The 12151-nt window shown below is 70.9% G+C and carries 11 protein-coding genes and 1 pseudogene; 9 read left to right on the top strand and 3 right to left on the bottom strand.

Annotated features, from left to right (window positions below):
• The first annotated feature begins 445 nt into the window (after positions 1 to 445).
• Positions 446 to 628: a hypothetical protein gene (locus HL658_RS32760; protein WP_343055405.1), complete on the top strand. Its 183-nt coding sequence runs from the start codon at positions 446 to 448 to the stop codon at positions 626 to 628.
• A gap of 24 nt (positions 629 to 652) precedes the next feature.
• Here HL658_RS32760 and HL658_RS32755 read toward each other — a convergent pair whose 3' ends face one another.
• A complete protein-coding gene (locus tag HL658_RS32755; RefSeq protein WP_180286492.1) occupies positions 653 to 1168 on the bottom strand; it encodes a hypothetical protein in 516 nt (171 codons plus the stop codon).
• Positions 1169 to 1234: 66 nt separating this feature from the next.
• Here HL658_RS32755 and HL658_RS32750 point away from each other — a divergent pair, with 66 nt between their 5' ends.
• The 3 genes from HL658_RS32750 to HL658_RS32740 are packed head-to-tail and all read left to right on the top strand — an operon-like array spanning position 1235 to position 3100.
• Positions 1235 to 1771, top strand: coding sequence for a GNAT family N-acetyltransferase (locus tag HL658_RS32750; protein WP_180286493.1), 537 nt, complete (start codon positions 1235 to 1237; stop codon positions 1769 to 1771).
• A 31-nt stretch (positions 1772 to 1802) separates the two neighbouring features.
• Entirely contained in the window at positions 1803 to 2717 is a 915-nt protein-coding gene (locus HL658_RS32745; protein ID WP_180286494.1) for a DUF1848 domain-containing protein, read from the top strand.
• Positions 2717 to 3100 carry a hypothetical protein gene (locus tag HL658_RS32740; RefSeq protein WP_180286495.1) on the top strand — a complete coding sequence of 128 codons (384 nt, stop codon included), beginning with the start codon at positions 2717 to 2719 and terminating at the stop codon, positions 3098 to 3100. Before HL658_RS32745 ends, HL658_RS32740 begins: the two co-directional genes overlap by 1 nt.
• Positions 3101 to 3152: 52 nt before the next feature.
• On the opposite strand, the pseudogene grpE reads toward HL658_RS32740, so the two are convergent.
• Positions 3153 to 3752 (bottom strand): annotated as a pseudogene (gene grpE / locus HL658_RS32735) (nucleotide exchange factor GrpE); the annotation flags it as partial.
• Positions 3753 to 3791: 39 nt separating this feature from the next.
• Positions 3792 to 4826, bottom strand: a complete 1035-nt coding sequence (gene hrcA / locus HL658_RS32730; protein WP_180286497.1) for a heat-inducible transcriptional repressor HrcA — start codon at positions 4824 to 4826, stop codon at positions 3792 to 3794.
• Positions 4827 to 5021: 195 nt separating this feature from the next.
• On the opposite strand from hrcA, the gene rph reads away from it, so the two are divergent.
• The 5 genes from rph (at position 5022) to HL658_RS32705 (ending at position 12138) form a co-directional block, all read left to right on the top strand.
• Entirely contained in the window at positions 5022 to 5744 is a 723-nt protein-coding gene (gene rph, locus HL658_RS32725) for a ribonuclease PH (protein WP_180286498.1), read from the top strand.
• Positions 5741 to 6340 (top strand): RdgB/HAM1 family non-canonical purine NTP pyrophosphatase, encoded by a 600-nt coding sequence (gene rdgB / locus HL658_RS32720; RefSeq protein ID WP_180286499.1) that lies wholly within the window; start codon positions 5741 to 5743, stop codon positions 6338 to 6340. Before rph ends, rdgB begins: the two co-directional genes overlap by 4 nt.
• Positions 6328 to 7494 (top strand): radical SAM family heme chaperone HemW, encoded by a 1167-nt coding sequence (gene hemW, locus HL658_RS32715; RefSeq protein WP_180286500.1) that lies wholly within the window; start codon positions 6328 to 6330, stop codon positions 7492 to 7494. Before rdgB ends, hemW begins: the two co-directional genes overlap by 13 nt.
• Positions 7495 to 7591: 97 nt before the next feature.
• Positions 7592 to 8716, top strand: a complete 1125-nt coding sequence (locus HL658_RS32710; RefSeq protein ID WP_180286501.1) for a CaiB/BaiF CoA transferase family protein — start codon at positions 7592 to 7594, stop codon at positions 8714 to 8716.
• Between the two features lie 152 nt (positions 8717 to 8868).
• Positions 8869 to 12138, top strand: coding sequence for a beta strand repeat-containing protein (locus HL658_RS32705; RefSeq protein ID WP_180286502.1), 3270 nt, complete (start codon positions 8869 to 8871; stop codon positions 12136 to 12138).
• Positions 12139 to 12151: the final 13 nt, after the last annotated feature.

Genomic DNA, 12151 nt, shown 5'->3' with positions numbered 1-12151 from the left:
GGGGTGGCGCGGCCAAGCCGGCGGACAAGGCGGGCGGCGCAAGAATATTTGTACACAAATTGAATACGGCGGTATTCAAGTTGAAGTCACCATGCCCTGCACTCAATTCTTCGATGCAGGCCAGCCGCCGCAGCCCGTCACAGTATCAAAGTGCAGAATCAATAGTCTAGATGCGATCTTAACGGTTTGTTAATGGCTGCCCGTGTGGATTCTATGCTATCGGCAATTGGCGGTTGCTGCGATCTTTTGCTTGTCCCAAGATTCTAATAGTTGAGCCTAATCCCTCTTATGGTATAGCGTTATCCCAATACGGCAATGATGGGCGGAATTGCCGACAATTTCCGTCCTGCCGCATCGGACCTTCTGCCTTAGGTGGTGGGAGGCGGTCGCAACGGATCGAGCAACGGATCTAGGGGTGTGAACGATGAGGGATGATCGGCGCGGCGTGGCACTTGCCATCAAATCCTGCCTGGACAGTCTGCAGCACGATGCCGCGTGCAGCGATCTGGAGGATCTCGCCCGCTTCATCGGGCTCGCGGCGCTGGCCGCGGAAGAGGCCGCCATGGCGCACGACCCGCACTCCGCCCAACTCAAGGCCCTGATGGCCGGCGGCTTCGGCCACTGCTGAGCGCCGCGCGCGCTCCGGCGGCCGCTACAGGGGAAAAGCCGCCGCCCGGATCGCCGCGTCCGCCGTTCCGATCGCGGCGACCGCCGCCTCTTCGCCATCCTGCGCGGTGGAAAGCGCGAAGCTGAACATGGCGGCCGCCACGCGGCCGCCCTGTTCGGCCCCCAGCATCCACAGGTAATGCGCCTCCGCGTGCCCGTGCCAGGTCGTGCGCCCATCCTCGTCGGTCCGCAAAACCGCGCTGGCGATCAGACCGCCCCCCGGCCGGTCCTCCACCACCCGGTCGCCGCAGCGCGGATCGTCCGGCCGCACGAAGCGCAGCGCCATCTCCCGCAGCAGCACCGCCGTCCCGCCCTCGCCCGCCCGCGGCGGGGTGACGCGGTCGGTGACGAGGCGCAGCGTGCCACCGCCGGGCGCGTCGAAGGCGGTCACGGCGTGGCCCTCGTGCTCCTCCATCCGGATGGTCCAGTCCGCCGGGAGCCGGAACCGCACAACCCCGTCCCGCTCGATCGTCCGCCCGCCGAACATCCGCTCGTCCGCCATCGCCAACCCCACAGCTTTTGCGGCACCATAGCGGCGACCGTTCCGAACCGAAAGCCGGCCCTGCGCATGGACCCCGTGATCCGCATCTCCACCCCCGACGACCTGCCCGCCATCCAGGCCATCTACGCCCACCACGTGCTGCACGGGATCGCCTCCTTCGAGGAGGTGCCGCCGGACACCGCGGAGCTGGGCCGTCGGCGCGCCGACGTGCTGGCGCGCGGCCTGCCCCATCTGGTGGCGGTGCGCGACGGCGCCGTCATCGGCTTCGCCTACGCCGGCCCCTACCGTACCCGCCCCGCCTACCGCCACACGGTGGAGGACAGCGTCTATGTGGCGCAGGGGCTGGCCGGGGGCGGCGTCGGGCGGGCGCTGCTGGAGCGGGTGGTGGCCCTGTGCGAAGTGGCCGGCTGCCGCCAGATGGTGGCGGTGATCGGCGACAGCGGCAACGCCGGATCGATCCGGCTGCACGAGGCGCTGGGCTTCACCCGGGTCGGGCTGCTGCCGTCGGTCGGCTTCAAGCTCGGCCGTTGGGTGGACAGCGTGCTGATGCAGCGCGCGCTGGGACCGGGCGACACCACCCCGCCGCGGCCGGAGTCCGCTTGACCGGCCTTTCCGACCGCCCACATGGTCGGGGATGATCGTATCCGCCAGCTACAAGACCGACATCCCCGCCTTTTACGGACGCTGGTTCCTGAAGCGGCTGGAGGCGGGGTACTGCCGCACCGTCAACCCCTATGGCGGGCGGCCCGGCCGCGTCGATCTGACGCGTGCGGCGGTCGACGGCTTCGTGTTCTGGACCAAGAATCTCGCTCCCTTCCGCACCGGGCTGGAGGCGGTGGAGCGGCTGGGCCTTCCGTATGTGGTCCAGTACAGCATCACCGGCCTGCCGGGTGCGCTGGAACGGTCCGTCACCGGCTGGGAGCGGGCGGCCGACCATGTGCAGGAGCTGCGGGACCGCCGCGGGCCGCGGGCGGCGGTGTGGCGCTACGACCCGGTGGTGGTGACCGACCCGACCCCGCCCGCCTGGCACCGGGAGCGCTTCGCGCGCATCGCCGCGGCGCTCGCCGGGGCGACGGACGAGGTGGTCGTCTCCTTCATGCAGCCCTACCGCAAGACGGTCCGCAACCTGGACGCCGCCGGCCTGCGCTGGCGCGACCCGGAGCCGGAGGAGAAGCGCGCGTTGCTGGCCGACCTCGCCGCCATCGCCGCCGATCACGGCATGGCGCTCACCCTGTGCACCCAGCCGGGGCTGGAGGGAGCGCCCGGCACGGCCCCGGCCCGCTGCGTCGACGCCGACCGCCTGTCCGACGTCGCGGGCCGGCCGGTCCAGGCGCGGGAGAAGGGCAACCGCCCCGGTTGCCTGTGCGCCGAAAGCCGCGACATCGGCGAGTACGACACCTGTCCGCACGGCTGCGTCTATTGCTACGCGGTGTCCAGCCATGCTACGGCGCGCCGCCGCTTTCACGCCCATGACCCGGACGGCGAGTTCCTGTTCGCTCCGGCGCTGGAACGGACGCCCGTGGAGAAGACCCCGGTGGAGAAGACCTGATGACCGACCGCCAGTGCGGCGAGTGCACCCTCTGCTGCAAGCTGATGGGCGTGCCCGAGTTGAAGAAGCCCGCCGCCAGATGGTGCGAGCTGTGCGACCAGGGCAAGGGCTGCACCGCCTACGGGGAGCGCCCGCCCTCCTGCCGGAATTTCCAATGCTTCTGGCTGATGGACGAGGCCTTCCCCGACGAATTCCGTCCTGACCGCATCGGCGCGCTGGCCTCCTTCAACGACACGCCGGACAGCGTGGTGCTGCACGTGGACCCCGCCCGCAAGGCGGCGATTCGCAGCCGCCCGGTCAACGCTCTGATCGACGCCCTGCTGAAGGTCTACGCCCGCGTCTTCGTGGTGACCGGCAAGGAGAGCGCGCTGATCCAGCGGTGAGGGTGACGAAGCCGGCGTTGCGCCGGCTTCGGTGTCTCCTTCGCCCCGGCGCTCACGCCTTGGTGTCGACGTGCACCGGCTCGTCGGCGCCACGCTTGGCGACGCCCACCATGGCCTCGCGCAGCAGGCGGCCGTGGATGGTGTAGCCGGCCTGGAGCACCTGGACGATGGTGCCGGCGGGCTTGCCGGTGTTCTCGATCTCGAACATCACCTGGTGGAAGTTGGGGTCGAAGGGCTCGCCCATCGGCTCCAGCTTCCGGATACCGGCCCGCTCGAAGGCGGCGGCGAGCTGGCGCTCGGTCGCCTCGACGCCGACGGCGAGGTTCTTCATCACGTCGTCGGTCTCGCGCGCCTCGGCCGGCACCGCTTCCAGCGCCCGGCGCAGATTGTCGGACACCGCCAGCAGCTCCTTGGCGAAGCTGGACACGGCGAACTTGGCGGTGTCCTCGCGCTCGCGCTGGGCGCGGCGGCGGGTGTTCTCGGTCTCCGCCATGGCGCGCAGGAGCTGGTCCTTGAGGCTGGAGACCTCGGCCTCCAGCTTCGCCACCCGCTCGTCGGACGGGGCGGCGGCCTCGGCGGTTGCCGGCGCCTCGGTGGGGTTGGCGCTGTCGTTGGGCTTCGTGTTGGGATCGCTCATGTCGCTCACTTGCTTCTTTTGGTCGGTGGCTGCTTGCGGGTGGGTCTCGCTGGATCAGCCGATCAGACGGCCGACGACCTTGGCTGTATAATCCACCAGGGGGATGATGCGCGCGTAATTGATGCGGGTGGGGCCGATCACGCCGATGGCACCGATCACCCGCTCGCGGCTGTTCTGGAAGGGGGCGATGATCAGCGAACAGCCGGAATGGCGGAACAGCACATTCTCGGCGCCGATGTAGATCTGCACGCCGTCGCCCCGGCCGGTGGCGTCCAGCAGGCGCAGCATCGCCTCCTTGGTCTCCAGCGCTTCGAACAGGGAGCGCACGCGCTCCAGGTCGGACAGGGCGGTCACGTCCTCCAGCAGCTTGGCCTGACCGCGGACGATCAGATGCCCCTCCTGCGCGGTGCCGCCCCAGGTGGCGAGACCCGCCTCCACCACCCGGCGGGACAGCTCGTCCAGCTCGGTGCGGTGGCTGTCCAGCTCCTGCTGCACCTCCGTCCGGGCCTCCTCGAGCGTGCGGCCGGACAGCTTGGCGTTGAGGTAGTTGGACGACATCTGGAGGGTGCTGCCGGGTAGGCCGAGCGGCACCTCGATCACCCGGTTCTCGACCAGCCCGTCCTCGTTCACCAGCACCACCAGCGCGCGGCCGGGGCCGAGCGACACGAACTCGATGTGCTTCAGCGGCCGGTCGGTCTTGGGCGCCATGACCAGCCCGGCACAGCGCGACAGGCCCGACAGCATGCCGGTCGCCTCGTTCAACACGTCGGGCAGGGATCGGCCGGCCGAGGCGCATTTCGCCTCGATGACGGTGCGCTCGTCCTCGGTCACCGACCCGATCTCCAGCAGGCCGTCGACGAACAGGCGCAGCCCCGCCTCGGTCGGGATGCGGCCGGCCGAGGTGTGGGGGGAGTAGAGAAGCCCCTGCTCCTCCAGGTCGGCCATGACGTTGCGGATGGTGGCCGGCGAAAGCGCCATACCCAGCCGCCGCGAAATGGTGCGCGATCCCACCGGCTCCCCGGACGCCACATAGGCGTCGACGATCAACCGGAAGATCTCCCGCGATCTCTGATTCAGCTCGCTGATCATCGCTCCTGATTCAAGGTCAACGGGTGACGGTGCGGCGGCCGGCGGCGAAATCCGACGGCACCGCGCGCCTGTGGAATTTAGGCAGGCCGGCTCGCCGAATCAACGCAGTCAGGGGCGGGACTGGACGCGCGGGCGGCCGGGCGCTAGCTTGCCGGCCCGAACACCCGGCACATCCGAACTTCCGAGGACACGACCATGCGCCCCTCCGGCCGCGCGACCGACCAGCTCCGCACCGTTTCGCTGGAACCCGGCTTCAGCAAATACGCCGAAGGGTCCTGCCTCGTGCGGTTCGGCGACACGCATGTGCTGTGCACGGCCAGCGTGGACGAGACGGTGCCGCGCTTCCTGAAGGGCACGGGGCTGGGCTGGGTGACGGCGGAATACGGCATGCTGCCCCGCTCCACCCACAGCCGCACCGACCGCGAGGCGGCCAAGGGCCGGCAGAGCGGCCGCACCCAGGAAATCCAGCGGCTGGTCGGCCGGGCGCTCCGCGCCGTCACCGACCGTGCGGCCATGGGCGAGAAGCAGATCAAGGTGGACTGCGACGTGCTCCAGGCCGACGGCGGCACCCGCACCGCCGCCATCACCGGCAGCTACGTGGCGCTGCATCTGGCCTTCCAGCATCTGCTGGAGATCGGGGCGATCAAGCGCATGCCGCTGACCGACGCGGTGGCCGCCGTGTCCTGCGGCCTCTACCAGGGCACGGCGGTGCTCGACCTCGACTACGCCGAGGACAGCAACGCCCAGGCCGACGCCAACTTCGTGCTGACCGGCAACGGCGGCATCGTCGAGATCCAGGGCACGGCGGAGGAGAAGCCCTTCTCCGAAGCCGAGTTCAACGCCCTGCTGGGCCTCGCCCGCAAGGGGGTGGACGAGCTGGTGGCGCTGCAGAAGGCGGCGCTGGCGGTGACGACGTGAGCACGCCGCGCCGATTCGCCGGCGACCGGCTGGTCATCGCCACCCACAACCCCGGCAAGCTGCGGGAGATCGCCGAGCTGCTCGGGGCCTGGGTGCCCGCGATCCAATCCGCCGGCGAGCTTGGCCTGCCCGAGCCGGAAGAGACCGGCGACACGTTCATTGCGAACGCGGAACTGAAGGCGCGCGCCGCCGCGGCGGCCGGTCACATCGCGCTGGCGGACGACAGCGGGCTGGCGGTGACGGCGCTGGGCGGCGACCCCGGCATCTATTCGGCCCGCTGGGCCGGACCGGGCAAGGACTTCACCGCCGCCATGCGGCGGGTGGAGGACGGGCTGGCCGGCAGGGCCGACCGCAGCGCGCATTTCGTCTGCGCCCTGTCGCTCGCCTGGCCGGACGGGCATGTGGAGACGGTGGAGGGGCGCTGCGACGGCACCCTCGTCTGGCCGCCCCGCGGCGACAAGGGTTTCGGTTACGATCCGATCTTTGTTCCGGAAGGCTTCGACATCACCTTCGGGGAGATGGACCCGGCGGCCAAGCACGCGATGAGCCACCGGGCCGACGCCTTCCGGCAACTGGTGGAGCGATGCTTCCGGTAGACCACGATCCCGGTTTCGGGATCTACGTGCATTGGCCCTTCTGCAAGGCCAAATGCCCCTATTGCGACTTCAACAGCCACGTCCGTGACCGCATCGACCAGGAACGCTGGCGGGCGGGGTTGTTGCGCGAACTTGACCATTACGCGGACGCAACGGCCGGACGCACGGTTACGTCCATCTTTTTCGGGGGCGGAACGCCCTCGCTGATGGAGCCGGCCACGGTGGCGGCGCTGGTCGACCGGGTGGCCGCGCGGTGGCCGGTGGCCGACCGGCTGGAGGTGACGCTGGAGGCCAACCCGACCTCGGTGGAGGCCGGGCGTTTCCGCGGTTTCCGCGAGGCGGGGGTCAACCGGGTGTCGCTCGGCATCCAGGCGCTGGACGACGCGTCGCTGCGCTTCCTCGGCCGCCAGCATTCGGCGGCGGAGGCGTTGGAGGCCATCGGGCTGGCCCGCTCGATCTTCGACCGTTTCAGCTTCGATCTGATCTACGCCCGCCCCGGCCAGACCGTTCCGGACTGGGAACGGGAGCTGCGGCGCGCGCTCGATTTCGCGGTCGGGCATCTGTCCGTTTACCAGCTCACCATCGAGGAGGGGACGGCCTTCTTCCCGCTGCACGCCCGCGGCGCGCTGGTTCTGCCGGACGAGGAGACGGCCGGCGACCTCTACGAGGCAACGCAGGCGGTGCTGGATGCGGCCGGGCTGCCGGCCTACGAGATCTCCAACCACGCCCGACCGGGCGAGGAGAGCCGGCACAACCTGACCTACTGGCGCTACGGCGATTACGTCGGCGTCGGCCCCGGCGCGCACGGGCGGCTGACCCTGGACGGCACGAAGCTCGCCACCCGCGCCCACCGCGCCCCGGAAATCTGGCTGGAGCGCGTCGAGCGCGACGGCCATGGCGCCCACGCGCCGGAGACCGTAGGGCTGGAGGAACGCGCGTCGGAAATGCTGATGATGGGGCTGCGGCTGGCCGAGGGCGTGCCGCTCGCGCGGCTGCGGGCGGAGACCGGCCGCGACCTGCACGATCTGGCGGCCCCCGGCGCGCTGGAGCGGCTGGCCGCCGGCGGCTTCATCGAGGTGACGGCGGAGCGGCTGCGGGCGACGGAGGCCGGGCGCCAGCGGCTCAACGCCGTGCTGGCGGCACTGCTGGCCTGATCCCCGGGAGCGCTGACGACCGCGTGCCGGCCGTGCTATACCCGGGCAACGCCGCGCCGGACGTTCCGGCCCCCGAACGGCGACGCAGGGACGGGACATGAACGCACCGCTGGACGGAATTCTCGTGATCGCCCTGGAGCAGGCCGTGGCCGCTCCCTTCTGCACGTCGCGGCTGGCCGACGCCGGGGCGCGGGTGATCAAGATCGAGCGGGCCGAGGGCGATTTCGCCCGCGCGTACGACCATGTCGCGCATGGGGAGAGCGCGTATTTCGTCTGGCTCAACCGCGGCAAGGAATCCATCGTCCTCGATATCAAGCAACCGGAAGACGCCGCCCTGCTGGCCCGCATGATCGCGCGGGCCGACGTGCTGGTGCAGAACCTCGCCCCCGGCGCGGCCGAGCGGGCCGGCTTCGGGTCGGAGGCGCTGCGCGCGAAGCACCCGCGGCTGATCACCTGCGACATCAGCGGCTACGGCGAGGACGGGCCGTACCGCGACATGAAGGCGTACGACCTGCTGATCCAGTGCGAGACGGGCTTGGCGTCGATCACCGGCGCGCCGGAAGCGCCGGGCCGCGTCGGCGTGTCGGTGGCCGACATCGCCTGCGGGATGTACGCGCACGCCGGCGTGCTCCAGGCGCTGTACGAGCGGGAACGTACGGGGCGCGGCCGGGGGGTCTCTGTGTCGCTGTTCGACGCCATCGCCGACTGGATGACGGTGCCGCTGCTGCACCAGGATTATGGCGGCAAGGCGCCGCGACGGGTTGGCCTCAACCACCCGTCCATCGCCCCCTACGGTGCCTTCGCGCTCGGCGACGGGCACGCGGTGGTGATCTCCATCCAGAACGAGCGGGAATGGCGTCGCCTGTGCGAGGTGGCGCTGGAGAGGCCGGAGTTGGCGACCGACCCCCGTTTCGCCAGCGGAACCGCCCGCGTCGCCAACCGTCCGGCGCTGGACGCGGCCATCGGCGCGGTGTTCGCGGCGATGAACCGGGAGGAGGCGCGGGAGCGGCTGAGCCGAGCCGGCATCGCCTTCGGCTCCGTCAACGGGGTGGCGGAGCTGTCCACCCACCCCCAGCTCCGCCGGATCGCGGTGGACACACCCACCGGCCCGGTCTCCATGGTGGCACCGCCGCAGCGCTGGAACGACGACGCGTTCGCGCCGAATCCGGTCCCGACCATCGGCCAACACAACGAGAGTGTGCGTTGGGAGTTTGCCGAATAGTGTCGCCGGCGCGACACACCTCGCCGCCCGCTACGACCCTGCGTCCCAAAAGTAGTAGGCCGGCAGGCCTGTTCCGGTAGAATCGACGGCAAAAGAACACACGCCCCCCGTCCGAGCCGCCCACCCCCGTGGTGGCCCTGGAGAACGCCGCCATGCCGTCCTTCGCCCGTGCCGTGCTTCTCGGCACCACCGCTCTCGTCGCGTCCGTTCCCCTCCTCGCCGGTGCCGCCCACGGCGACGTGCTGTTCACTGGTACGAACGGAGTGTCTGGCTCCTGCGCGACCGGAGCGACGGCCTGCACGCTGACCGGCTACACGGTGGGTTTCCTCGGCACGGGGTCGCTGACGGTCAACAACGCCACCATCCTGACGGTCAGCGAGTTCGCCACCATCGGCGAAAGCAACGCCGGCAATGGCGAGACCGGCGCCGGCAACGGCAGCCTGCTGCTGACCGGCCGCGGCACCGAGCTGCGCACCGGCGGCAACGGCACCAGCGCCTTCCACATCGGCCGCAACGGCGCCACCGGCACGGCCCAGGTGACCAACAACGCGCTGTGGACCATCTCGGCCGGCGTGAGCGGCGACGACGCCGGCGAGGCGACGCTGTCGGTGGGGCGGAACGCCGGGGCCAACGGCCGGCTCACCATCGATGCGGGCGGACGCGTGCTGGTGCAGGACACCGGCACCAACACCGGCGACGACGGCGTGCAGATCGGTGGCACCGGGCAAAACACCAACGGCGTGGGCACGATCGTGGTGTCCGGCTCAGGCTCGCGGCTGTCGGTGCAATCGACCGCCGCGAGCGCCTATCTGAACGTGGGTCGGAATGGGACGGCGGCCAACGGCACCCTGAGCGTCCTCAACGGCGGCACGGTCGACCTGACCTCCGGCGCGCTGGACGCGGTCGTGAATGTCGGCCGCGGCGGCGCCCTCGGCACGCTGGAGGTCGCCGGCACCGGGTCCGCCCTGACGCTCTCCGCCCAGCGCGTCAGCTCGCTCCACGTCGGGCGCGACAACACCGGCACGGCCACCGTCACCTCCGGTGGCTCCGTGACGCTGTCGAGCGCCAACGGCGCCGCGGTCGTCCTCGGCCAGGAGGTCGCCGGCAACGGCACCATGACGGTGAACGGCAGCGGGTCGCGGCTGGCCCTGAGCGGCACGGGCACCAACGACCAGTCGATCATCCTGCAGGTCGGACGCTTCGGCACCGGCACCTTCCGGGTCGAACAGGGCGGAACCGTGACGGTGGACGCCGGCCAGACGGTCGCCGGCGTGCAGATCGCCCGCGAATCGGGGTCGACCGGCTCGCTTGTGGTGACCGGGGCCGGATCGTCCCTCACCGTAAGCGGCAGCGGCGCCGCCAGCGACAACGGCCCCTTCTTCCAGGTCGGCCGCGCCGGAAGCGGCCGGCTGGACGTTCTCGACGGCGGCACGCTCACCTTCAACACCGGCACTCCGCTCACCGCGGGCCTGACCATCGGCGGCACGGGCTCGGTCTCGGGGGGATCGGGTGCGATGCTGGTGTCCGGCAGCGGGTCCACGGTCACCGTCAGCGGCGGCAGCGCATCCGTGGCGGTCGGCACCAACGGCACCGGCTCGCTGGCGATCACCGACAGCGGGCGGCTGAACACGCTCGACCTGACCGTCGGCTACGCCGCGGGAAGCGTTGGCACGATGGTGATGACGTCCGGCGGTTCGGTGCGGCTGTCGGGCACCGACCAGAGGGACAGCGGCGGCGCCCAGGCCCTGATCGGTCAGGCCGGCACCGGCTCGCTGACCATGACCGGCGGCTCCACCGTCACCATCGACACCTCCGGCGGCGCCAACGGCGGCCTGTTCGTCGGTGCCGAAGCCGGCGGCCGCGGGACGGTGCTGCTCAGCGGCACCGGCACCGTGCTCGACGCCGGCTCCGAACTCGGAATCGGCTACACGGCGGGCAGCACGGCCGAGGGCGGCACCGGCAGCGTGACGGTCAACGACGGCGCCACGCTGCGCGCCACGACGGTGCGGCTCGGCAGCAGCGGCGGCTCGTCGGCCCTGTCCAAGATGCTGTCCTTCAACAGCACGGGCCGCATCGAGTCGGCGAACGTGCTGGTCAACCCCGGCGGCGTGCTGAGCGGCACCGGCACCATCACCGGCCACGTCACCCTGAACGGCGGCACGCTGACGACCGGCGGCTCGGTCGGCACCATGACCATCGGCAACGGGCTGACCGTCAATTCCGGCACCATCGAGGTGAAGGTCAACGGCCGCACCGCCGGCAGCTACGACGTCTACGCCGTCACCGGCACGGCGGAACTGAACGGCGGCACCATGCTGGTGGTCTTCGCCGACAGCTTCACCCCGGCGGAGGGTGAACGTTTCAACGTCATCCAGGCGACCGACGGCATCACCGGCACCGGCGTGACCTCCGTGCAGACCAACCTCGACGGCGTGACCGCCAGCGTCGTGCCGGCCGAACAGACCGGCGGCATCGATGTCGTGATCGTCGGCGGCACCGCCTCGGCGGCGCAGGAGGCGGAGGCAACCATCTCCACCACCGCCGAGCAGCAGACCCGCAGCGTCGTGCGCACGGTGGTGGCCGCCGTGTCCGGCCGCGTGCGCGAGGCGATGGCGGCCCGCCGCGGCCGCGCCACCGCGGGCATCGAGTCGGAGAGCGGGCTGGCCGCCGGCAATGGCGGCTCCACCGGGCTGGCCGCCTGGGCGGACGGCGGGGCGTCGCGGCTGATCAATTCGCAGACCGGCGGCAAGTTCGACGGCTGGGGCCGCACGCTGCTGGTGGGCGCCGACTACACGGTCGGCAGCCTCGTGCTGGGCGCTGCCGTGGGTCTGGAGCGGTCCACCCTGTCGATCCAGCAGAACGACGGCGACCGCAAGGCGCATGGCGGCTCGCTGGTCGCCTACGCCGGCTATCTCATCGACGACACCTTCAGCGCCGATGTGCAGGTGGCGGCCGGCCGTCTGTCCAACCGCCTGCGCGAGATGCGCGGCGGGGTGGTGGACACCGGCAATTTCGACAGCAACCGGCTGATCGTCGCCGCCAACCTGACCGCCGTCCACACGGTGTCGGACTGGACCATGACCGGCATCGTCGGCACCAGCTTCAGCCGCGAGCGGTTCGACAGCTACAGCACCGACGCCGGGCTGCGGGTGGACCCCGGCTCGGTCTATCTGGGGCAGCTGCGCGTCGGCGGCGAGCTGTCCTACGCGGTGTCGCCCACCATCAATCCCTATGTCGCCGCCAGCTACGAGGTGGACGTGCGCTCCAGCGAGAACGGCGACCGCAACGGCGCCGTGCTGGGTGCGGGCCTGCGCGCGGCGCTGGCCGACAACTTCACGGTCGGCGTCTTCGGCTCGGCCCAGGTGCTGCGCCGCGACGACGAGAACTACGCCATCGCGGTGAACGGCCGGTACAGCTTCTGACCGGCCGTTCTCC

The sequence above is a fragment of the Azospirillum oleiclasticum genome, assembly GCF_013423485.1.
Lineage (GTDB): Bacteria > Pseudomonadota > Alphaproteobacteria > Azospirillales > Azospirillaceae > Azospirillum > Azospirillum oleiclasticum.
This window is presented reverse-complemented; position numbering and strand designations above follow the sequence as displayed.